The organism is Streptomyces sp. NPDC001927, assembly GCF_053594455.1.
Genome location: NZ_JBSFEN010000003.1, coordinates 536,005 through 558,856 on the forward strand (window position 1 = coordinate 536,005; position 22,852 = coordinate 558,856).

A 22,852-nucleotide genomic window follows, 5' to 3' on the forward strand; every position below is an offset into this window, starting at 1 on the left:
AGGACTCGACACAACCGGTCGAAAGCGACCAGTAAACCCCCAGATCGGCGCTTAACCCGTCAGTCACAAAGCGTTCGTGATCACGCAACACCACTGAGTCACAGTGAGGTCATGACCGATGTGACATCCGCGAAGACCGCCCGCCGCCCCCACCACTGGCGGCGGGACCTGATCGAGCTCGCCGCCCTCTTCACGGCCGTGGTGGTGGCCGACACGATCGCCAAGACCGTGGTCCGCGGTGCCGACGGCCCGTACATGCTCGTCTTCTCCGCGATCGCGCTGATCGCCACGGCGACCTTCCACACCTGGTGGGCCAGGCGCCACAGCCATGCACCGCCCGCCGGTGATCCCGGCGGCAGCGGGTCCGCCCCGCTGCCGCCGACCACCGACACCGACCCGGAAGGCGGCGCGTCCGACAGCCCCGTCGAGACGGCCCTCTGGCGGATGCGGACCACGGTCCGCGACGCCCCGGGCAGCCTCGCCGCGCTGTGCACCGCGCTGGCCCACCAGCGGGTCGACATCCTGACCCTGCAGACCCACCCGCTCGCCGAGGGCACCGTCGACGAGTTCCTGCTGCGTGCCCCCGCCGCCCTCCAGGCGGCCGAGCTGACCCGGGAGATCGCCGCGGCCGGCGGCCGGAACACCTGGATCGAGCGCGCCGACGCCCACGACCTGGTGGACACCCCCACCCGGCTGCTCGGCCTCGCCACCCGGACCGCCCTCGACGCGGCCGAACTCCCCCTCGCCCTGCGCCAGCTCCTCGGCCGCTGCCGGATCCACTCCCTCCCCGCCGTCTCGCTGACCGGCCGCCCCACCGGCGAGACCGCTCCCGTCGAGGGCGTCCTGGAGGAGACGGTGATGCGGCTGCGCGACCCGAACGGCGGCGTGCTCACCATCGAGCGGCCCCATCTGCCGTTCACCCCGACCGAGTTCGCCCGCGCCCGGGCGCTCGTCGAGCTCGACGCCCGCCTCGGCCCGCGCATCCCGCGCAGCCAGGACGTCCTCACCCTGCCCGAGGGCAACGAGATCACCGTCCGCCGCGCCGACCAGCGCGACCTCGCGGCCGCGCGCGCCATGCACGACCGCTGCTCGGCCCGGACGCTCGCCCTGCGCTACCACGGCCCGGTCGGCGACGCCGACCGCTACCTCGACCACCTCCTCAGCCCCCGCTTCGGCCGCACCCTCGCCGTGCAGACGACCTCCGGCCGGCTGGTCGCCCTCGGCCATCTGCTCTGGGACGGCGACGAGACGGAGGTCGCCCTCATGGTCGAGGACGACTGGCAGCGCCGGGGCATCGGCGCCGAACTCCTCGGCCGGCTTGTCGCGATGGCCGAAGAGGCGGGCTGCGCCAGCGTCTACGCCGTGACACAGTCGTCCAACACCGGCATGGTGGCCGCGATGCGCGCCCTGAACCTCCCCCTCGACTACCAGATCGAGGAAGGCACCCTGGTCATCACCGCCCGCCTCGCCACGAAGCCGGCCCCCGCCGCGCTCCGCCGCCTGCAGCTGGGCGAGCGCTGAGGCGGACCGGCGACGGCTGGGAGGCGGCGGTCGACGGCCGGACCACGGGTCCACGACGCCCGGACGGCGACCGGACGACGGCCGGACCACGGCCAGAAGTTGGCCGGATCCTTCGTACCCCCGCCCGGCCAGTCCGCCCCGTCCCCGCCTCCCGGGCAACGGCGCCCGGGAGGCCGACCGCGAGCCCACCCCCGAGGTGGGCGTGGCGCCCCGGGCCCGCCGGGGAACCCCCTCCGTCGGGATCCGGCCAAACTCGGCCTGGGGCTTGATGCTCGGCCGCCGGTCATGCCGTACCCGTACCGGCGCGAACTGTTCGGCCCGTCCATCGAGCGCATGCGCGAAGTGACCCGCGTAGACCCCGCGCGGGCGCTCGCTCCGGGGGCGCGCGGGCCCTCTCTCCGCGCGCTCATTTGTCAGCCTCATGAGATCGATTGAGGATGACGCGAGGACCGTGGAGGCACGAGGATGACCCCCATGCCAGAGACTTCCAGCAGCCCGCTGCCCCGCCAGGTCGCCGACAGCTACGTCGACGCACTCATCGCACTCGACCCGATCACCGGTACCTACCTGGGAGTCGAAGCGAGCGCAGGCCTCCTTCCCGACTTCTCGCCGGCCGGTCAGGAGGAGGTGGCCGACCTCGCCCGCCGCACCCTCGCGCGGCTCGAGGAGGCCGAGCGGCTCCCGGGCGCGGACACCGACGCCGAGCGGCGCTGCGCCCGGCTGCTGCGGGAGCGACTGACGGCCGAACTCGCCGTACACGACGCCGACGAGGGCCTCTGCGCGGTCGGCAACATGCGCTCCCCCGCGCACAGCGTGCGGATGGTGTTCACGGTGGCGTCGACCGAGACCGAGGCGGACTGGGAGGCCGTCGCGCAGCGGCTGCGCGGGGTACCGGCGGCGCTCGACGGCTACCGCGAGGCCCTCGCGCTCGGCCTGGAGCGCAAGCTCCTGGGCGGTCCCCGTGCGACGACCACCTTCGTCGGCCAGCTGACGGAGTGGGCGGGCGGGGACGACGACGATGCGCGGGGCTGGTTCGAGGAGTTCGCGGCCACGGGTCCTGAGTCCCTCAGCCCCGAGCTGCGGACGGAGCTGGCCTCGGCGGCCCGGGGCGCGACGGACGCGGTCGTCGCGCTGCGGGACTGGATGCGCGACGTGTACTCCCCCGCCGTCGCGGGCGCGCCCGACACGGTGGGCCGCGAGCGGTACCGGCGCTGGTCGCGGTATTTCAACGGCACCGACCTGGACCTCGACCAGGCGTACGCGTACGGCTGGTCCGAGTACCACCGTCTCCTCGGCGAGATGCGCACCGAGGCCGACCGCATCCTGCCCGGCTCAGGACCGTGGGAGGCGCTCGCCCACCTCGACGTCCACGGCACCCACATCGAGGGCGTCGAGGAGGTACGGGTCTGGCTGCAGGGCCTGATGGACGAGGCGATCGAGGCGCTGGACGGCACCCACTTCGAACTCGCCGAGCGGGTACGGAAGGTGGAGTCGCACATCGCCCCGCCGGGCGGCGCCGCCGCCCCGTACTACACGGGCCCGTCGGAGGACTTCTCCCGGCCGGGCCGCACCTGGCTGCCGGTCGACGGCCAGACCCGCTTCCCGGTGTACGACCTGGTGTCGACCTGGTACCACGAGGGTGTGCCGGGCCACCACCTGCAGATCGCCCAGTGGGTGCACGTCGCCGACCAGCTCTCCCGCTACCAGGCGACGATCGGCGGGGTCAGCGCCAACGCGGAGGGCTGGGCGCTCTACGCGGAGCGGCTGATGGACGAGCTGGGCTTCCTGCCCGACGCCGAGCGGCGCCTCGGCTACCTGGACGCGCAGATGATGCGCGCCTGCCGGGTGATCGTCGACATCGGCATGCACCTGCGTCTGGAGATCCCGGCGGACTCGCCGTTCCACCCGGGCGAGCAGTGGACCCCCGAGCTGGCCCAGGAGTTCTTCCAGCGGCACAGCAGCCGGCCGCCGGCCTTCGTCGAGAGCGAGATGACCCGCTATCTCTCCATGCCGGGGCAGGCGATCGGCTACAAGCTGGGCGAGCGGGCCTGGCTCCTCGGCCGCGAGAACGCGCGGGCCGCGCACGGTGAGGCGTTCGACGCGAAGGCCTGGCACATGGCGGCGCTCTCGCAGGGCCCGCTGGGTCTCGACGACCTCGTGGAGGAGATCTCACGGCTCTGACCAGCCGGGATCTCCCGCCCGTCGCGCGTTCCGGACGGTGAGAACTCCCCGGGGATCGCTTGATCGCCCGGGGATTCTTCTGCACCATCACGGTCATGACCGCCTTGACCGGATACACCCCGGACGCCACCGACTGGCGCATCCTCGACGCCCTGCAGAGCCAGGGCCGGGCCAGCTTCACCGAACTGGCCCGCGCCGTCTCCATGTCCGCCTCCGCCGTGACGGAGCGGGTCCGCCGGCTGGAGGAGGCCGGTGTGATCACGGGCTACGCGGCCGTCGTCGACCCGGAGCGGCTCGGCCTTCCGATCCTCGCCTTCGTCCGGCTTCGCTACCCGAACGGCAACTACAAGCCGTTCCACGATCTGATCGCCGCCACCCCGGAGGTCCTGGAGGCGCACCACGTGACCGGCGACGACTGCTTCGTCCTGAAGGTCGCCGCGCGCTCCATGAAGCACCTGGAGGAGATCTCCGGCAAGGTCGGCACGCTGGGTTCGGTGACGACGAGCGTGGTGTACTCCTCGCCGCTCCCGCGCCGCGCGATCGGCCGCTGATCCCGCCGCCGACTCACCGGCCTGACGCGTCAGGCGCCCGCCCCCTTCTGGCGTACGGCCGACCCCGTGCGCTCCTTGACGACCTCCAGCTGGGCGGGGATGCGGCGGCGCAGGTCGGCGACGTGGCTGACGATGCCGACGCTGCGGTCGCGTTCGCGGAGGGAGTCGAGGACGTCGAGGACCTCGTCCAGGGTCTGGTCGTCGAGGCTGCCGAAGCCTTCGTCGATGAAGAGGGTGTCGAGGCGGACGCCGCCGGCCTCGTCGGTGACGACGTCGGCGAGGCCGAGGGCGAGGGACAGGGAGGCGAAGAAGGTCTCGCCTCCGGAGAGGGTGGCGGTGTCCCGCTCGTTGCCCGTCCAGGCGTCGACGACGTGCAGGCCGAGGCCGGCCCGCTTGCCGCCGGAGCGGGCGTCGGAGTGGACGAGGGTGTAGCGGCCGGAGGACATCCGCTGGAGCCGGGCCGTCGCCGCGGCCGCGACCTGTTCGAGGCGGGCGGCCAGAACGTAGGACTCCAGGCGCATCTTGCGTTCGTTCTCCGCGGAGGTGCCCGCGGTCAGTCCGGCGAGCCGGGCCACCCGGTCGTACTCCGCGCGCAGCGGTCCTAGGCGACGGGCCTCGGTGTCGGCCTGCCGGGAGAGGCCGGCCAGTTCGGCGCCGCGCTCGCGGACGGCGGCGAGGGCCGAGGTGGCCTCGCGCAGGGCGCGTTCGGCGGCGGTGTGCGCCGCGTCTGCGGCCTCCGGGTCGGCGGGCGGGTGCTCGGCGGCGGCCCGGGTCTCCGGCTCGGCGAGCCGGTCGGCGACGGCGGCGGCCTCCGCCTGCCAGGCGTCGAGCCGGTGCTGAAGCGTGCGGTGCTCGCCGTCCTGGAGGAGGGCTGCGGCGGCCTCGTCGGGGGTGTCGAACCCGGCGCGGAACGCGGTGTCGGCGAGCTTGCCGTCGGCCTCCTTGAGGCGCCGGGCGGTCAGTTCCACGGAGCGTACGGTCTCGGCCGCCTCGATGAGGACCGCGATGTTCCGCTCAAGGCGTGAGGCCTGTTCGGCGACGCTCGCGGACGCGCCGCGCCCCCGGGCGACTTCGGCGTCCAGGGCGGTCTGTTCCCGGTCGAGCGCCTCCCGCTGCGAGGTCCGCGCGGCGACGCGGCGCTCGGCGTCCCGCTGCGCGGCGACCCGGCTCTCGTACTCGCGCTCGGCGCGCGCGAGGGTCTCCCGCGCGCCGTGCGTCTGCGCGGCGAGCGCGTGCGCCTCGGCGTGCCGGACCGCCAACTCATCGACCTCGGCGGCGAGTTCGCCCACCGAGGGCTCGGGGCCCGAACCCTCCCGGACCTCCTCCCGGGCCGCAGCCCAGGCCTCGGCGGTGGCGGCCATGTCGCGCTCCGCCGCCGTACGGTCCTCCTCCGCGCGCGTGAAGGCGGCGTACGCGGCGTCCTCGGTGGCCCGGTCGACATGGTCGGCGCCCGTCCGGGCGGGGGCCGGATGGTCGGCGGAGCCGCACACCTGGCAGGGGTCGCCGGGGCTGAGCGCGGCGGCCAGTTCGGCGGCGATGCCCTGGAGGCGGCGGGACTTGACGTCGAGCCAGCTCTCGTGGGCTTCGTTGCGCCGCTCCCGGGCGGCCGTCAGGCGGGATTCGGCGTCGGCCGTCCGCTCGGCGAGCGCGTCCCGGCGCCGGGCGGCCTCCAGCCGACGGCGGGCCGGTTCGAGCCGGCCCGCGAGCTGTTCGGCGCGGGCAGCGGCCTCCTGGGCGGCTTCGATACGGGCCGCGAGCTCGGCCCTGCGGGGCTCCCAGCCGCTGAGCCAGCCGCCCGCGTCCTGGAGGATGTCGTCGTCCGCGCGGGCGTGCCGGTCGAGGTCCGCGCGCTCCCGCGCGATCTCGGCCGCGCGCCGCTCGGCGCGCCGGGCTGACTCGAGGCCGCCCAGCTCCTCGGTCAGCCGCCGCTCCCGGGCGGACAGCTGCTCCGCGCCCTCGTCGGCCAGTTCGGCGGGCAGGAGGCCGAGGCTCTGCTCCCGGGCCGTCCGCGCCGCCGCGTGGTCGCGCTCGGCGTCGGCGCGCAGGCCGAGGGCCGGGGCCACGAGGTCGGCCTTGCGCGAGCGGTCGAGGACCGCCTGGACGCGGTCCCGCTCGGGCCTGCCGGACTCCAGCGCCTCCTTGCGGCGCACGGTCTCCGCGTACCGCGCCTGACGGGCCGCCAGGTCCCGTTCCCGGTCCAGGGTCCTGCGGGCGGCGGCCTGCCGGGACTCGGCGGCCGAGACCGCCGCGTCGGCGATGTCGAGGGCCTCGCGCGCCTCGGAGCGGGCGACGGCCGCCTGGGTCAGGACGGCCTCGGCGAGACCGGGCTCGCCCGGCCGCTCGTCGACGACCGCGCCGCCGGTGACCTGCGCCGTCCGGTGGGCGAGCGCGAGCAGCCGCTCGTCCCCCTCCCGTACCTGCTGCTCGGCGGCGCGCCGCAGATCGGCGAGGCGCTCCTCGACGGCCGCGAACCGGCGGGTGTCGAAGAGCCGGCCGAGCAGCTTGCCGCGCGCCTCCGCGTCCGCCCGCAGGAAGCGCGCGAAGTCGCCCTGCGGCAGGAGCACGACCTGGCAGAACTGCTCCCGGCTCATGCCGACGAGCTGGGTGATCTCCTCGCCGATCTCCTGGTGGGAGCGGGAGAGCGCGGCCCATTCACCCGTGCCGGAGTCGTACTCGCGCAGCCAGCTCTGGGCCTTCTCGGTGGTGAAGCCGCCGCCCCGCTTCTTGGGGCGCGGCTGCGCGGGCCGCCGGGTGATCTCCAACCGCCGCTCGCCGACGGTCAGTTCGAGCAGGACCTCGGTGTACGTGCCGGCCGGGGCGTGGTCGCTGCGGAGCGAGGTCCCGGGCGACTGCCGGGCGCCGGGCACGGCTCCGTACAGGGCGTAGCAGACGGCGTCGAGGACGGAGGTCTTGCCCGCGCCGGTGGGGCCGTGGAGCAGGAAGAGGCCGGCGTCGGAGAGCGCGTCGAAGTCGACCTCCTGGGTGGCGCCGAAGGGGCCGAAGGCGGTGACGGAGAGGCGGTGCAGTCTCACCGGGCGCCCACCTCGCGCTCCGTGGCGGCCGCGTCGACCCGTACGTCGTCGAAGGCGCCGTACAGCACGGTCCGTTCGGTGTCGTCGGGTCCGGCGCCGCCGCGCACATGGGCCACGAAGTCCTCCGCGATCTGCTGGTCGCTGCGGTCGCGCAGCCGCTGGGCGTACGAGGCGGACGGGTCGTCCTCGGTGCGCTCGGGGTCGAAGACCAGGTGCAGGGTGTGCGGGAAGCGCTCGGCGAGCCGGACCATGGGCTCGGCGGGCCGCACCGGGTCGGTGAGCGTCGCCTCGACCCACGCCTCCTCGTGCCGTACGAGCGCGGGGTCGGCGAGCAGGTCGTCGAGCCGGCCGCGGATGCGGGCGAGGGCTCGGGGCGCGGGGCAGTCGATCCGCTCGGCCGCCTCGATCGCGCCGTCGGGGCCGAGGTCGATCAGCCACATGGTCTTGCGGTGGTGGACCTCGGAGAAGGAGTACGCGAGGGGGGAGCCGGAGTAGCGGACGCGCGGGGTGACGGTCTGGCTGCCGTGCAGATGGCCGAGGGCCACGTAGTCGACGCCGTCGAAGACCCCGGCGGGCACGGCGGAGACGCCGCCGACGGTGATGTCCCGCTCGCTGTCGCTCGGTTCGCCGCCCGCGACGAAGGCGTGCGCGAGGACGATCGAGCGGGTGCCGGCGGGCCGGGCGGCGAGGTCGGCGCGGACCCGGTCCATGGCGGCGGAGAGCACGGACTCGTGGCCGGCCTTGGCGGCGCCGAGCCGCTCGCGCACGAGGGCCGGTTCCAGATACGGCAGGCCGTAGAGCGCGACGTCGCCGTGGGCGTCGGCGAGCACGACGGGCGTGCCGATGCCGGCCGGGTCCGTACGGAGGTGGATGCCGGCCCGCTCGATGAGACCGGCGCCGACGCCGAGGCGGCGGGCCGAGTCGTGGTTGCCGGAGATCATGACCGTCGGCACCCCGGCCTCGGCGAGCCGATGCAGGGCGGTGTCGAAGAGCTCGACGGCGGAGAGCGGCGGCACGGCCCGGTCGTAGACATCCCCGGCGACCAGGACCGCGTCCACGTCACGCGCGCGCACCGTGGCCACGAGGTGGTCCAGGAACGCGGACTGGGCGTCGAGCAGGCTCACCCGGTGGAACGACCGCCCCAGGTGCCAGTCCGACGTGTGCAGGAATCTCATGATCCAGGAGCGTATCGGTGGGGTCGGACAACGGCCGTGGCTTCGGAAAATCGGACCACGTCCGGGAGCATCCGCTCACGCATCGCCGTACGCCTCGCCGCCCAGTTCCAGGGTCGCGGTGCCGGCCGTCACGTCGGCGAGCCAGGCCCTGAAGGCGTCGACGTCGGCGTCCGGGAGCCCGATCTCCAGGGCGACGGCCTCGCCGTACCGGACGTCGCGCACGTTCCGGCCGGTCGCCCGCAGGTCGTTCTCCAGCTTGCCCGCGCGCTGGTGGTCGACGGTCACCGTGGCGAGGCGGTAGCGCTGCCGGGTGAGGGTGCCGAGCGCGTCAAGGGCCTCGCCGACCACGCCGCCGTACGCCCGGATCAGTCCGCCCGCGCCGAGCTTCACGCCGCCGTAGTAGCGGGTCACGACGGCGGCGACGTACCGCACCTCGCGCCGCAGGAGCATCTGGAGCATGGGGACGCCGGCCGTGCCGCCGGGCTCGCCGTCGTCGCTCGCCTTCTGGACGGAGGCGTCGGCGCCGATGACGTACGCGAAGCAGTTGTGGCTGGCGGTCGGGTGCTCCTTGCGGACGCGTGCGACGAAGTCCTGCGCCTCCTGCTCGGTCGCCACCGGGGCGAGGGCGCAGATGAAGCGCGAGCGGTTGATCTCGGTCTCGTGCACACCCTCGCGGGCGATCGTGCGGTACTGCTCCTGCATCCCGCCACCCTATGCGCCCGGGAACGCGCCCCTGTCCCCCGCCGTCCGCTCCTGCTCGTCGCCGAGGTCCGCGAGCGGCAGGGCCCGCAGGGCGAGGGCCCAGCCGAGGCGGGTCTCGCCCGATTCGCTGGAGCGGCCTGTGAGCTCCGCGATACGGCTGATGCGGTTGAGGACGGTGTTGCGGTGGCAGTAGAGCCGCTCGGCGGCCCGGGCGGCGGAGCAGCCGCAGTCCAGCCAGACCCGGAGGGTCTCCAGGAGGGCGGCGCGCTCGCCGGTGGTGGCGAGGACCGGTCCGAGGTGGACGGCGACGATCCGGTCCATGATGTCGCCCCGCCCGCTGAGCAGCACCTCGGTGAGCCGGTCGTCGAACGCGGCGGCCTCGCCGCTGCCGGCGGGGAGGGTACGGAGGGTCTGTTCGGCCAGCCGAAGGGCCCGGCCGGCCTGGGCGAGCCGGTCGAACTCCGGGGAGACCCCGGCGGTGGTCCCGGTCTGCCTGCGGAGCAGGTCGAGCAGGTCGCGCGGGGCGTCGGCGCCGCGCGGCAGCCGGACGATCCCGGCGTAGCGGCCGGCGCGCGGGCGCCAGAAGGACCACAGCCCCGCGGCCTCGAGGACCGGCGCGGGGTGGGGCGGGGCGGCCGGGTTCTGGGCGGCGACCACGACGACGTACCGGTCGCTCAGGGGGACGCCGAGGGCGGCGGAGGCGGCCGCGGCGACGGCCGGGTCGTCGGCGCGGCCGTCGAGCAGGGCCTCGAAGAGGGCGACGCGGCGGGTGTCCTGGCGGCTCCGCAGCTCCAGCTGGGTGAGCCGGTAGGCGTCGGCCATGGCGACGGAGTAGCGGTCGATGGTCTCCCAGAGGGCGCCGGCGACGTCGAGTTCGGTGTCCCTGGTGTCGGTGTCACGGCCGGGGCGGACGCGCAGGTACTCCGCCATGACCTGCCAGAGCACCCGGCCGCCCCGGCGGTAGGCGCGCAGGACGGTGTCGAGCGGCACGTTCTGCTCGGCGCGGCGACGGCCGGTCTCGCGGGCGGCCTGCTCGAAGTCGACGCCGGTGGGGGCGAGCCCGCCGAAGTCCTGGAGGGCCCGCAGCAGGTTGTCCCGGCAGATCTCCCAGAGGTCCTCGCGGGTGACCGGAGTACCGGAGGCGTACGTACCGGAGTGGGCGCGGATGTCGTCGACGGCGCGGTCGGTGAGGCGGGCCAGGTCGCCGATGAGGGAGGTGGCGAGGGTGCGGCGCAGGGTGGCACCGGCGTTGGCACCGGCGGCCGTGGCGGGCGCGCCGGGCGCGGGGGCCGCGGCCGGGCGGCCGGTGCCGGGGCCGGGGCCCGTGCCGGGGCCGGTCCGGGGGCCGCGGCCGGGCGTCGGCGCCGGAGTGAGGGTCATGGGCGCACCGTAACGCCGCCGTTTGGCGGATGCCACGTCCTGGACACCTCGGAGAGGCCGCTGCCCACTCCGCGACGTCACATGGTGGGCAGACGCACATGGTGCCGGACCCGTGACAGGAACGATTCTTTGCCGTGTCGGGCCCGTCAACGCAGCGTTTCCTGGAGCGTGCCATGTCACTGAGCGTCGCCAATGTCCTGGGCGAGTCCGCCCGCCAGTTCCCGGACCGGATCGCGGTCGTCGAAGGGGCGGTCCGGCTGACCTACCGGGAGCTGTGGCACGACGCCCTGCGGTGCGCCGCCGGGCTGCGGGCCGCGGGGGTGGGGCCGGGCGACCGGGTGGCCGTGCTGCTGCCGAACACGACGGATTTCCTGCGGGTGTACTACGGCGCGCTGGCCGCCGGGGCCACGGTCGTCCCGGTCCACGCGCTGCTGGTCGCCGAGGAGGTGCGGTACGTCCTGGAGCACAGCGGCGCGGTCGCTCTCGTGAGCGGCGGCCCTCTGTGGGCGGTGGCCGAGGAGGCGGCGCGCGGCGCCGGGGTGCGCGCGCTGCAGGGCGCGCCGATGGCGGCGGAGCCGCTGCGGGCCGCCGAGCCGGCCGGGCCGAGCGACACGGCGGTCATCCTCTACACGAGCGGGACGACGGGCCGCCCGAAGGGCGCCCGCCTCACCCATCTCAACATCGTCCTCAACGCGTCCGTGACCTCGCAGGACCTGCTGGGCATGGGCGCGGAGGACGTCGTCCTCGGCTGTCTGCCGCTCTTCCACAGCTACGGGCAGACCTGCGCGATGAACGGGACGCTGCGGGTCGGGGCCACGCTGGTCCTGATGCCCCGGTTCAGCGGCCCGGCGGCGCTGGCGGCCCTGGCCGACGAGGGCGTCACCGTCTTCATGGGCGTACCGACGATGTACCACGCCCTGGTGGAGGCGGCGGCCTCCGACGCCCGGCGGCCCGCGGCGCTCCGGGCGGCCGTCTCGGGCGGCGCGGCGCTGCCGGTCGCTGTCCTCGAACGCTTCGAGGAGACGTTCTCGACCCAGGTCCTGGAGGGGTACGGCCTCACCGAGACCTCGCCGGTCGCGACCTTCAACCAGCCGCACATCGGGACGCGGCCCGGCACCGTGGGGCACCCGGTGTGGGGCGTGGAGATCGGGGTCGCGGACGCGGCCGTCGAGGACCGGATCGAGCTGCTCGCGGACGGCGAGATCGGCGAGGTCGTGGTGCGCGGGCACAACGTGTTCGCGGGGTACCTCGACGATCCGGAGGCGACGGCCGCGGCGGTGGTGGACGGCTGGTTCCGCACCGGGGACCTGGGCGTCCGCGACGAGGAGGGCTTCCTGAGCATCGTGGACCGGAAGAAGGACCTGGTGATCCGGGGCGGCTTCAACATCTACCCGCGCGAGGTCGAGGAGGTCCTGGTCCGGCACCCGGCGGTCTCCGAGGTCGCGGTGATCGGCGTCCCCGACGAGGCGAAGGGCGAGGAGGTCTGCGCCGTGGTCGTCCTGCGCCCGGGCTCCGGATGCGTCGGGGCGGCGGAGCTGGTGGAGTGGTCGAAGGAGCGCCTGGGCCGGCACAAGTACCCACGGCTCGTGCGGTTCGTGGACGCGATGCCGCTCGGCCCGACCGGCAAGGTCCTCAAGCGGGCGCTGGTCGCGGCGGGTTCGGGAACGTCGGGAACGGAGGGCTGAGCGGTGCCCGAGGTTCGTGAGCCCGTGGTGTCCCTGCGGGGTGGGGAGCTGCGGGGGTTCCTGGTCGAGGGGGCGCTGAGTGACAGGGCGCTGAGTGACGGGGCGCTCGTCGGTGGGTCGCTGGGTGGCGAGCCGCCGGTCGGTGGGTCGCTCGTGGACGGGTCGCCGGTCGAGGGCGCGCTCGTCGACGCGTCCCCGGCGCGCCGCGTCGCCGCCTTTCTGGGTGTGCCGTACGCGCAGGCGCCCGTGGGGCCGTTGCGGTTCCGGGCGCCCGAGGCCGTCGAGGCGTGGGACGGTGTGCGGGACGCCCTCGCCTTCGGGGCGACGGCGCCCAAGCGCCCGTACGCGGCCCCGCTGGACGCGCTGCTCCCCGACCCGGACGTGGCGGGGCCGAACTGTCTCAACCTCAACGTCTGGGCGCCGTGGCCGCCACCCGTGGGCGAGCCGGAAGCCACGGGCCGGCCCGTCATGGTGTGGATCCACGGCGGTTCCCTGGTCCACGGCTCGTCGGCCGTCCCCGTCTACGACGGGGAGGCGTTCGCGCGCGACGGTGTCGTTCTCGTCTCCCTCAACTACCGGCTCGGCGTCGAGGGGTTCGGGGTCTTCCCCGACGCCCCGGCCAACCTGGGCCTTCGCGACCAGCTGGCCGCGCTGACGTGGATACGGGAGAACATCGGGGCCTTCGGCGGCGACCCGGAGCGGGTCACCGTCTTCGGCGAATCGGCCGGCGCGATCTCCCTCGCGGCGCTGCTCGCCTCGCCGCTCGCCAAGGGCCTGTTCCGCCGGGCCGTGCTCCAGAGCGGGGCGCCGATGGCGCTGCCGCTCGACCGGGCCCGCCGGACGACGGAGGCGATAGCCGCACACCTGGGTGTGCCGGCGACGGCGCGGGCGCTGTCCGCCGTACCGGCGGAGCGGCTGCTCGACGCGCAGACCGAGGTGACGGGGAAGGGTTCGCCGCTGACCGGCGGGCACTCGTTCCAGATAGCCGTGGACGGCGAGGTCCTGCCCCGCGATCCGTTCGAGGCGCTGCGCGAGGGCGCGTCGGCGGACGTGGACCTGCTGATGGGCACGAACACGGAGGAGTACCGCCTGTGGTTCGTACCGAGCGGGCTCACCGAGCGCATCGGCCGGCTGGCGCTGCGCGCCGCGGCCTGGAAGACCAAGGTGCCGGCGCGGACCGTACGGACGTACCGGGCGCGCCGCCCCGGCGAGAAGCCGGGCGAGTTGTTGGGCGCGCTCGCAACGGACAAGCTGCTGCGGGTGCCGCAGATCCGGCTGGCGGACGCCCGGGCGGCGGGCCCGGGCGCCACGTACGTCTACGAGTTCGGCTGGCGCTCCCCGGTCCTCGGCCTGGGTGCCTGCCACGCCCTGGAGATCGGCTTCGTCTTCGACACCCTCGACCGGCCCGGGACGGAGGGCCTGACGGGTCCGGACGCGCCGCGCCCGCTCGCCGCCGCGATGCACTCCGCGTGGGTGCGGTTCGCGGCGACGGGCGATCCGGGCTGGCGGCCCTGGGACGGGGCGCGGCCGGTCATGACCTTCGGCCGCCCCGGCGACGACGAGCCGACGGTGGTCGAGTCGCCGCGCGAGGAGGAGCTGCGGGCCTGGGGCGTCTGAAGGGCCGGTGCGCCTACGACGCGACGGGGGCGCCGAGGGGCGCCTCTTCGATCTCCGGTTCCCGCGGCGGTTCGCTGAGCTGTTCGCGCAGGTAGTTCCAGACGACCGCGATCAGCGCGGCAATCGGTACGGCGAGCAGGCTGCCGACGATGCCGGCGAGGCTGCCGCCGAGCGTCACCGCCAGCAGGATCACGGCGGCGTGGAGGCCGAGCCCCCGGCTCTGGATCATGGGCTGGAAGACGTTCCCCTCCAGCTGCTGCACCACGACGATGATGGCGAGGACGATCAGCGCGTCCGTCAGACCGTTGGACACCAGCGCGATGAGGACGGCGACCAGGCCGGCGAACAGGGCTCCCACGATGGGCACGAAGGCCGACACGAAGGTCAGCACCGCCAGCGGGAGCACCAGGGGCACTCCGAGGATCCACAGGCCGATGCCGATGAAGACGGCGTCGAGCAGGCCGACGAACGCCTGCGACCGCACGAACGCGCCCAGGGTCTCCCAGCCGCGCGCGGCGACGACGGGGACGTCGACGGCGAGGCGGCCGGGGAGCTGACGGGTCAGCCACGGCAGGAACCGCGGGCCGTCCTTGAGGAAGAAGAACATGAGGAAGAGCGCGAGGACGGCGGTGACGACCCCGTTGAAGACGGTGCCCACACCCGTACCGACGGCACTGACCAGGCTTCCGACACTGTTCTGGACGCGGTCGACGGCCGTGTCGAAGGCGCCGGAGATCTGCTCGTCGCCGATGTTCAGCGGCGGTCCCGCCGCCCATTCGCGCAGCTTCTGGATGCCCTCCACCACGCCGTCCGCGAGCTCCCCCGACTGGGACGAGACGGGCACCGCGATCAGCGCCACGATGCCCGCGGCCACGAGGAGGAAGAGCACGGTCACGGCCGAGGCCGCCAGCGCGGGGGGCCAACCCCACCGGCGCAGGTGGCGGGTGAGGGGCCAGGTCAGGGTGGTGAGGAGAAGGGCCACGATGAGGGGCCAGACGACCGACCACATCCGGCCGAGGAGCCACAGGGCGACCGAGGCCATGACGAGGACGACGAGCAACTCGGCGGAGACACGGGCGGATCGCCGGAGCGCGGCGGCGGCCTTCGTGGAACTGAGCGTGGCAGGCATGGGGATCACCCTATGGGTGCCCGGCGGTGGTTCGGGAGCCCGGTCGGCGTGGACGCCTGAGGTGGGGACGATGGTGTGAGTGGTCTGCGTCACACCCCTCACAGTGGAGGAACTTCGCCCCCAGCCCGTGATCGAAGCCCTCGCGCCGGCCATCGAGTTCGGCGAGTACGGCGAGTAGCCCCGGGCTCTCCGACAAGTCGACGGCGGCGCCATTCACGGCGCCGCCGTTCGCTGTGCGCGGGCGTCAGCCGACCCGGCCGTACAGGTTGGGGTTGTAGGAGCTGAAGGAGGAGACCCGTACGTTCCTGCCGGGGCGCGGCGCCTCCAGGTACTTCCCGTCGCCGAGGTAGATGGCGACGTGGTGGACACCGGAGACCGAACCGCTGTCCGTCCAGAACACGAGATCCCCTCGGCGCAGTTGGCCGCGGGTGATGGGCGTGGAGGCGCGGTACTGGTCGACCGCGACGCGCGGCAGGGTGACGCCCGCCTTGCGGTACGCCTCCTGCACGAGGCCCGAGCAGTCCCAGCCGTTGGGGCCCTCACCGCCCCAGACGTACGGTTCGCCCACCTGGGCCTGGGCGAAGGCGATGGCCCTCTCAAGTCCTCGGGGCGGCGCGACCGTTCGCGGACCGGTGGTGTCCTTGTTGGGCTTGCCCGTGGAGTCGCTCGCGGTGTCGCTCGTCGAGCGGTTCACGGTGGCGCGGCCGGTGGGTTTGGGGGGCGCTGGAGTGTCCGTGGAGCCGCTTGGGGTGGTGGACCCGGTCGGGGTGTGGCGCTGCTCGAACTTCGAGCGGTGGCTCGTCCATCGCCAGCGGCCGGTCTCGTCCCGGTACCAGTACACCCGGTCCACCGGGTCCCACCCGGAACGCCCTCGGAACACCGGCTCCCCGCGCCCCGCCGAGGACGTGTCCCCGGCTTCGCGAGCCGGGGCCTGGGTCCGCGCCTGGTACTTCGCATGATGTCGAGTCCAACGCCACCAACCGGTCTCGTCCTTGTACCAGTAGCGCGTACCGTCCCAGCCGGCCCGCGCGGGGGCCTCTTCCGCCTGGGCGTTGGCCGCGCCGACGCCGGTCAGGACCGCGGCGCCGACGGCGACCGCCGCGGCGCGCGCGGCCCAGGCGCGGGTCCCGGGAACGGTAGGTGCGGCGGGCGCGGCGGGTGCGGTGAGTGCGGGTGTTCCGCCCTGGCGCTCCAGGTGCCTGCGGCGCCGTGCCGCGCAGAAGCTCAGCACCACCTGGGCCAGTCTGTCGTCCATGGTCATCTTCATCACTCTTTCCCGTAGGTCGGTGGATCGAAGGGGACGCTCAGAGGTTGAGGAGGAGCACCGCGGACTCCGGTGAGCGTGCGGGCCGCACGCTCAACACCCGTACGCTGCTGCGCAGTTCGGCGCGGTCCCGTACGTCGGCGAGGGCACCGGGCCGGCGGCCGGGCACCCTCCGGCGCAGCTCCATCAGCCGCGGGGCGAGCCGGACGATCTCCAGTGCGCTGCGGATGCGGTGCCACTGGTGATGGGCGCGGTCGACGCAGGCCTCGACCTCTGCCGCGTCGCAGCCCTCGCCCCGGTCCAGGCGCGTCTCGGCCACGGTCAGCCAGGCGGCGCAGCTGCGTACGGGGTCCGCCGCCAAATGGGCCAGTTCGGCGCGGACTTCCATCCACAGGAGGGTCTCGGGCGTGAGCCGGCCATCGACGTCGAGCGTGCGGGCGTGCGCGACGGCCGCGGCCTCGGAGGCCTGTTCATGGCGGCCCACTCGGGCGGCGGCGAGGATCGCGTCGAGCGAGTCGAGTCCGTACGCGACGGGGGCGTCCTCGGCCGGGGCGTACTCGGCCGGAGTCTCCTCGACCGTCGTGTCCGCCGGCTCCTGTACGCCACGCGGCGTCGGCGTCGGCGTCGGCGTCGGCGTCGGCCCACCGGACACCGCCAGGACGCCCTCCTCACCCGCGCAGGCCAACGCCAGCCGATGCAGCTCCTCGGGTTCCGGCCTCCCCGTCCTGCCCCACAGCGTCAGGCACGCGTTCAGATAGTCCGGAGTCGCGGTGCGCCCGCGCTGCGGCGGCCCCATCACCCGGCCGTACAGGCCCACGTCCTGGCCGAGGGACAGTGGGGACCGCTGAACCTGCCGCCAGGCCAGGGGGTCGGCCACGAGGTCGACCAGTGCGGTCACGCTTCCCGTCGCCCCCTCGACGGCTGCGGCGAGCTTCCGCCACGGCACGGCGGTGTGCCGGACCGTGCGCGGTGTGGAGAGGGCAAGGGCCAGATACGGCTCCTGCGTCTTGCGGTCCAAGTGCAACTGCCCCGCGAGGACGACCGTGAGCGGCCCCGCCGACTGTGCGGCGGCGCGGACCCGCTCGAGGACGAGCCGGGGTTCCACCGGATCGATCATCTCGATGACGGTGGCCTCCCGCGTGCCGGTCAGCTCGCTGGGAGACACCGCGGCGCACACCCGGGAGACCGGAGCCACATCCATCAGCCGCCACCGGCCGACCGGCGCCGCCGCGAGCAACAGCACAGATCCACGCCCACCCGCTGCCGTACCCGTACTCGTACCCATCGCCACCCCCTCCTCCTGTCTCACACCACACCTCTACGGACTTCGATCACCCGGGGTTCAAGCGCGGCCGAGATGCACAGGGCCTCCCTCGTCGGCGCGTTCCTCGTCGCGACCGACGCGAACCCGACCCGCGAACCGTCCGTAGTAGGGCGCGAAACGACGTCTGGACTCCACGGCTCCTATTGATCGGGGAAGACGTGCAAAGCGCCGCAATACGCTTCGGGCTTCTGGGACCTGTCGAGGCCTGGTCGGGTGACACGCCCGTCGACCTGGGCCCGCGCAAACGCCGGGTCCTGCTGGCCCGGCTGCTCCTCGACAGCGGGCGCCCGGTGTCGGTGGACCGCCTGTGCCGGGACCTGTGGCCCGCCGACCGCCGGCCGGCGGGTGCGGTCTCGACGGTGCACGCGCACATCAGCCGGCTCCGTACCGCACTGGAACCGCGGCGCGCCGCGGGAGAGCGGGCCACGCTCCTCGTCCGCGAGTCCTCCGGCTACACCCTCCGCGCGCCCCTGGAGACGCTGGACACCGCGGTGTTCGAGAGCCGCCTCGTCGAGGCGACCGACCTCTTCCGTATCGGGCAGGCGGCGCCCGCGCACCGGGCGGTCGACGAGGCCCTACGGCTCTGGCGCGGACCCGCGCTGCACGAGGCGGCCGAGCACGTCTTCGCCGCGCCCGAGGTCAACCGCCTCCAGTCGCTGCGTCAGACGGCTCAGGAGCTGAAGGTCGCCGTGCTCCTGGATTTGGGTGAGGCGGCGAGCGCGGCCACCCTGGCGGAGGCTCTCACGGTCTCCGCTCCGCTGCGCGAGGCCTCGTGGGCGCTGCTGCTGAAGTCCCTGTATGCCGCGGGTCGTTCGGCCGAGGCCCTCCAGCAGTACGAACGGTTCCGTGTGTCGCTGGCCGAGGAACTCGGCGTCGACCCCGGGCCCGCGCTGCGCGAGCTCCATCTGGCGCTCCTCAACGAGGACTCCGACGCGATTCTGCCCCAGCGGTCCCCCGCCCCCGTCGCGGGCGTCACGGCGTCCGCCCCACAGCCCTGCGCCGCGCCCGACGGCCGCCTGCCGATGGTGGGGCGCCGGTCCGAACTGGAGCTGCTGCACCGGTCGATCGCCCGGGCGGCGGCCGGTGGGGTGCGCTGGGCCGTGGTCACCGGGCCGCCCGGCTCGGGCAAGACACGCCTGTTGGACGAGGTGGCTCAGCATGCGACGCGGCAGGGGTTCACCATCGCCCGCCTTCGCTGCTGCGGGAGTGTGGACAACCGCCGGAGCAGCGCCGTCTTCGGACCGGCGGCACGGCTGCTCGCACAGCTCGGCGGCGAGGCCGAGGTTTCCGTGCACGCTCGGGCCGGTGAGGAGTGGTCCGAGGAGTCGGCGCTGACGGCGGTGCTCCGGAAGCTCCGTGCCGGGACCACGCTGTGCCTGATCGACTCACTCGACACCTACTGTCCCGCCTGCCGCCACCTGGTGCGTCATCTCTCCGTCCTACTGAGTGATGAGCGGGTGGCGCTGGTGTGCGCCGTCGGCGACGTGGACGAGGCGGAGACGGCCGCGCTCCTCGCCGGTCTCCCCCGCGACCACGCGACCCGCCTGCCGTTGCCTCCCTTGGCCCCGGATGATGTGGCGGCCCTGTTGACCGACGCGTACGTCGGCGGCGTCGAGGACGTCGCGGAGCACGCGCGGGCCCTGTGCGAGAGAAGTGACGGCAATCCGTTCATGGTGACCGAATTGCTGCACCTTCCGCCGGCCGCCCGCGTGGGTTCGGCCACCCGTGTTCCCGCCGCCGTCGCGAGCGTCGCCCAGGCCCGCCTCGACACTCTGCCGCCGCAGGTGCGCACGCTGGTCGAGCACGCGGCCGTGAGTGGTGAGCGGGTGGACGTCGACCTCCTGGTCGCGGTGATGGGCCTGTCCCGACAGGAGGTGCTCAAGCTCGTCGACCAGGCGGTGCGCTCACACCTGATGTGTTGGGAGGAACCGGCCGAGGCGCCCCGGCGTACGGACGCCGTCGGCGCGGACACGGCGGGCCTTGGCCACTACCGGTTCCACGGCATGCTCCGTGACGCCGTGCTCTCCTCCCTCACCTTCGTCTCCCGTCAGCTGCTGCACGCGTCGGTGGCCACCGCACTCGGCGTCCTGCCGGGCCGCCACCCCGCCGAGATCGCGAGCCACATGCTTCAGGCGGGTCCCACGGTCTCCAGCGAGGACCTCGCGCCGGCCTGCCTCCGGGCCGGCATCGGCTGCGCCCAGGAGGACCGGGCCGAGAGCACGTGGTGGTTCCGGATCGCGGCGGACCTCGCGGGCGACCGGAATCCGCAGGTGCGCCGGGAGGCCCTGCGCGGGCTGCGCACCGTACAGCGCCAGGCGGCGGACGCGCCGTCGGGCCGTCCCGGCCCGGAGCGCTCCCTCCGCGCTCCGCTGCGCGGTGCTGTCGTCCTACCGCACCGGACCTGCGCGTAGTCTGCTCCGGCGGTCGGTCACCCATGGATTCGAGCACGAACGAAAGAGGCTGAGGCATGTCCGAAGGCATAGGGATCGCGCTGTCCGTCGTCGCCGCTGTGGTGCTGCTCGGCGCCGCCCTCCAGGACGGACTCACGGTGCGGCGATTGCGCCTGCACGGAGTACGTACGCACGGCCTGGTGGTCGACAACGTACGCGCCGACACCGAGGCCCCCATGTGGATACCGGTGATCGAATTCACCGATCAGCAGGGCTACCAGGTGCAGTTCACGCCGAAGGGGCAGGGAACCGGCATGGGCATTCCGACCGGGCGGCGCGTGGAGGTCCTGTACATGGCCGACAACCCTCAGATCGCGCGGGTGCTCCAACGGCGGCACATGCAGGGGACCGTGTGGTCCCTGCTGGCGGGAGGGCTGATCTTCGCGGGCGTCGCGGTGTGGGTCATCCTCAAGTGAACACGGACGGGAAGCCTGATCCGGCCGCGATCAGCGGAGGCCGGCCGCCTCGAGGGCGTGCTGCAGGGCCCTGAGGGCGTAATGAGAGCGCGACTTGACGGTGCCGAGCGGCAGACCGAGCTCCTGCGCGGTCTCCAGACCGGTCAGGGACCTGAAGTGGAGACAGTGGATGACGGCGCGGTGCTCCTCCGAGAGCGAGGCGAGCGCGTCGCGGACCAACTCGACTTCCAGGAGCCGCTCGTAGCCGCACTCGGGCTCGGGTATGAGCGCGAGCACCGCCTCGTCGCACTCCTGGGGCCGCGCCCTGCGCGCCCGCTCGGCGTCGATCGAGATCCGTCGGGCGACCGTGAACAGCCACGGCCGGAACGAGTCGAACCGGTGGCTGTCCGCCATGGCCTGCGGGTTCTTCCAGGCCCTGATGAGGGTCTCCTGCTTGATCTCCTCCGCCCGCGAGCGGTCGCCGCGCGTCAGCGACAGGCAGTAGCGGTGCAGGGCGGTGCCGTGCAGCTTGACGACCTCCTCCACCTGGGCGGCGGTCGCCTTCGGCGGGACAGCCTTGGGAGGCTTCTCCGTATGGCGCGTGAGGGTGCCGGTGGCCGCGCGGTGGGCGCGGGCCGGGAGCCGGGCGGGGGCGGGGGCGGGGGCGTGGAAGTGGGTGTCGCGGTGGCGGGTGAGGAGCGCGGTTGCCATGGTGATCCCCTTCGCTGACGGGCGATCTGCTGTCCTGGAACAGGCTGCTCCGGCCGGTTCTCAGGAACATCGGCCACCTGACGTACGTCATGGCGCGGTGCGCGGCCGCGAACGTACGCCAGGTGGCCGTCACCAGGGCTCCATCACCCCTCCGTCACCCCTCCGTCACCGCTCCGTCCCCTCAGTCAGCGCTCGACGAAGGCGACCTCGAGGCGGGTCGGCCATGCCCCGTTCCCCTGGTGCTGCCATGTGACGGCGCCGTCCCCGTCGACCGGTCGGAGCGCCCCGCAGCGATCGAGGAGCGCGCCGAGCGAGACGGTCAGCTGCGTACGGACGAGCCCGGCGCCGAGGCAGTAGTGCAGCCCCTGTCCGAAGGCAAGGTGGGGGTTGGGGGCGCGGCGCGGGCACAGCCGGGCCGGTTCGTCGAAGACGGCCGGGTCGTGATCGGCCGCGGCGAGGTCGAGGAGGACGAGGTCGCCGGCGGCGACGGCCACGCCGTCGATCTCCAGGTCCTCGGCGGCGAACCGCACCACGGCATCCTCGCCGACCGACGTACGTCGCAGGAGTTCGTCGACCATCGGGGCGACGTCCGGACACGGGGCAGTGGTGGGTGCGGCCGCGAGCCGGGCGCCGAACTCCTTGTCGGCGAGCAGCTGCCAGACGGCGCCCGCGGTCAGGGCGGGGAGCGTGTGCGTGCCCGCGATGAGGAGCAGCTGGGCGACATCACAGATCTCGTCGTCGGTCAGCGGAGCGTCGCCGGTCCGCGACGCCGCCAGGTTCCGCAGCAGATCGGTGTCTCCGCGCCCACCGCCGCTCCCCTCACCCGCCCGCTTTGTGGCGATCAACGCGGCGAAGTAGTCCCGGAGTTCGACGAGGTGTGCTTCCCGCGCCGGGTCCGTGAGGGCGCCGCCCAGAACATCGGCGGTGAGTCGTTCGTGGTCCTTGAGGGGGACTCCCAGGAGCTCCATGGTGGTGGCGACGGCGAGTGGCCTGGCGTACTCACTCACCAGCTCCACCGAGCCGCGCTTGGCGAATCCGCTGAGGAGCCGGTCCGCTTCGTCCTGGGAACGCGCCCGCAGGCGCAGCAGCACGCGCGGTGTGATGGCCCGGCCCAGCGTGGTGCGCAGCCTGGCGTGCGCGGGCCCGTCGAGTTCGATGAGGGACGCCCGTCGGCCCGATGCCCCGCCGGCACCGAACATCTCGGGGCACCGGGCGCGCAGTCCTGCGGGGGCGGCGGTGCGCGCCGAGGTCAGGCGAGGGTCGGTGAGGAGGAGGCGGATTCGACGATGGCCGGTGACGTACCACCCGGAGACGCCCTGCTGGACGAATCGGCGTACCTGTCCCGTGGCGCCGCCGTGGCTCGTCCCGCCGCCGCCCGGACCGCGCTCTCCGTGCCCGCCGCCCTGCCCTTCGCCGAGCAAACCACCGTCGAACCAAGCGAGTTCATGCATCTTGTGCCCCCATTGCCTCGGCGCCCCAGCCGTCCGCCGGAGCCGTGTGCGCCCTGCACTCCCCGTTCGGGCTACGCGGGCGCGAGGCATGGAGTTCGAACCGCGAGGGGTGGCCGATCAACGGCTGAACAAATCAGGCCTGTCGGCCGATGTGGCTTCGGTTGCGGTACGGGCGAGCCCATCACCGAGTAAGCGCTCTCTCACGCACCGTTGGATCTCCGTCCCGTGATTACCGGCCGGTCGGTCCACCGGCGACGCTACGCTCTGCGCAAGTCGGTGCGGAC

16 protein-coding genes are annotated in these 22,852 nt (G+C 73.9%); 7 read left to right on the plus strand and 9 right to left on the minus strand.

Features of this window, described 5'->3' with window-relative positions:
- Positions 1 to 111 precede the first annotated feature (111 nt).
- From ACWCO8_RS09850 to ACWCO8_RS09860, 3 genes are all read left to right on the plus strand, one after another.
- Positions 112 to 1,521, plus strand: a complete 1,410-nt coding sequence (locus ACWCO8_RS09850) for a GNAT family N-acetyltransferase (RefSeq protein WP_451031803.1) — start codon at positions 112 to 114, stop codon at positions 1,519 to 1,521.
- A gap of 474 nt (positions 1,522 to 1,995) precedes the next feature.
- Positions 1,996 to 3,702, plus strand: a complete 1,707-nt coding sequence (locus ACWCO8_RS09855; protein ID WP_451031804.1) for a DUF885 domain-containing protein — start codon at positions 1,996 to 1,998, stop codon at positions 3,700 to 3,702.
- Between the two features lie 104 nt (positions 3,703 to 3,806).
- Entirely contained in the window at positions 3,807 to 4,253 is a 447-nt protein-coding gene (locus tag ACWCO8_RS09860) for an Lrp/AsnC family transcriptional regulator (protein WP_362010303.1), read from the plus strand.
- Positions 4,254 to 4,282: 29 nt separating this feature from the next.
- Here the strand turns inward: ACWCO8_RS09860 and ACWCO8_RS09865 are convergent, their stop codons facing one another.
- The 4 genes from ACWCO8_RS09865 to ACWCO8_RS09880 form a co-directional block, all read right to left on the minus strand.
- Positions 4,283 to 7,285, minus strand: a complete 3,003-nt coding sequence (locus ACWCO8_RS09865; protein ID WP_451031805.1) for an AAA family ATPase — start codon at positions 7,283 to 7,285, stop codon at positions 4,283 to 4,285.
- Entirely contained in the window at positions 7,282 to 8,460 is a 1,179-nt protein-coding gene (locus tag ACWCO8_RS09870; protein ID WP_451031806.1) for an exonuclease SbcCD subunit D, read from the minus strand. Before ACWCO8_RS09870 ends, ACWCO8_RS09865 begins: the two co-directional genes overlap by 4 nt.
- 75 nt (positions 8,461 to 8,535) lie before the next feature.
- A complete protein-coding gene (locus ACWCO8_RS09875) occupies positions 8,536 to 9,162 on the minus strand; it encodes a YigZ family protein (RefSeq protein ID WP_451031807.1) in 627 nt (208 codons plus the stop codon).
- Positions 9,163 to 9,171: 9 nt separating this feature from the next.
- The gene (locus ACWCO8_RS09880; RefSeq protein WP_451031808.1) at positions 9,172 to 10,542 is read right to left on the minus strand and encodes a PucR family transcriptional regulator; all 1,371 of its coding nucleotides are present in this window, start codon (positions 10,540 to 10,542) and stop codon (positions 9,172 to 9,174) included.
- Positions 10,543 to 10,715: 173 nt separating this feature from the next.
- On the opposite strand from ACWCO8_RS09880, the gene ACWCO8_RS09885 reads away from it, so the two are divergent.
- Positions 10,716 to 12,227 carry a long-chain-fatty-acid--CoA ligase gene (locus ACWCO8_RS09885; RefSeq protein ID WP_451031809.1) on the plus strand — a complete coding sequence of 504 codons (1,512 nt, stop codon included), beginning with the start codon at positions 10,716 to 10,718 and terminating at the stop codon, positions 12,225 to 12,227.
- A gap of 153 nt (positions 12,228 to 12,380) precedes the next feature.
- Positions 12,381 to 13,844: a carboxylesterase/lipase family protein gene (locus ACWCO8_RS09890; protein ID WP_451031928.1), complete on the plus strand. Its 1,464-nt coding sequence runs from the start codon at positions 12,381 to 12,383 to the stop codon at positions 13,842 to 13,844.
- Positions 13,845 to 13,857: 13 nt separating this feature from the next.
- Here ACWCO8_RS09890 and ACWCO8_RS09895 read toward each other — a convergent pair whose 3' ends face one another.
- From ACWCO8_RS09895 to ACWCO8_RS09905, 3 genes are all read right to left on the minus strand, one after another.
- A complete protein-coding gene (locus tag ACWCO8_RS09895; RefSeq protein WP_451031810.1) occupies positions 13,858 to 14,973 on the minus strand; it encodes an AI-2E family transporter in 1,116 nt (371 codons plus the stop codon).
- 244 nt (positions 14,974 to 15,217) lie between these two features.
- On the minus strand, positions 15,218 to 16,228 hold the full coding sequence (locus ACWCO8_RS09900; RefSeq protein WP_451031811.1) for a C40 family peptidase: 1,011 nt from the start codon (positions 16,226 to 16,228) through the stop codon (positions 15,218 to 15,220).
- A 49-nt stretch (positions 16,229 to 16,277) separates the two neighbouring features.
- Positions 16,278 to 17,522 (minus strand): hypothetical protein, encoded by a 1,245-nt coding sequence (locus tag ACWCO8_RS09905; protein WP_451031812.1) that lies wholly within the window; start codon positions 17,520 to 17,522, stop codon positions 16,278 to 16,280.
- A gap of 197 nt (positions 17,523 to 17,719) precedes the next feature.
- Here ACWCO8_RS09905 and ACWCO8_RS09910 point away from each other — a divergent pair, with 197 nt between their 5' ends.
- Both ACWCO8_RS09910 and ACWCO8_RS09915 read left to right on the plus strand, forming a co-directional pair.
- Positions 17,720 to 19,972 carry a BTAD domain-containing putative transcriptional regulator gene (locus ACWCO8_RS09910; protein WP_451031813.1) on the plus strand — a complete coding sequence of 751 codons (2,253 nt, stop codon included), beginning with the start codon at positions 17,720 to 17,722 and terminating at the stop codon, positions 19,970 to 19,972.
- A 56-nt stretch (positions 19,973 to 20,028) separates the two neighbouring features.
- Entirely contained in the window at positions 20,029 to 20,427 is a 399-nt protein-coding gene (locus tag ACWCO8_RS09915) for a DUF3592 domain-containing protein (RefSeq protein ID WP_451031814.1), read from the plus strand.
- Between the two features lie 30 nt (positions 20,428 to 20,457).
- On the opposite strand, the gene ACWCO8_RS09920 is transcribed toward ACWCO8_RS09915, so the two are convergent.
- Positions 20,458 to 21,117, minus strand: coding sequence for a sigma-70 family RNA polymerase sigma factor (locus ACWCO8_RS09920; protein ID WP_451031815.1), 660 nt, complete (start codon positions 21,115 to 21,117; stop codon positions 20,458 to 20,460).
- Positions 21,118 to 21,302: 185 nt separating this feature from the next.
- The gene (locus ACWCO8_RS09925) at positions 21,303 to 22,568 is read right to left on the minus strand and encodes a cytochrome P450 (RefSeq protein WP_451031816.1); all 1,266 of its coding nucleotides are present in this window, start codon (positions 22,566 to 22,568) and stop codon (positions 21,303 to 21,305) included.
- Between the last annotated feature and the right edge of the window lie 284 nt (positions 22,569 to 22,852).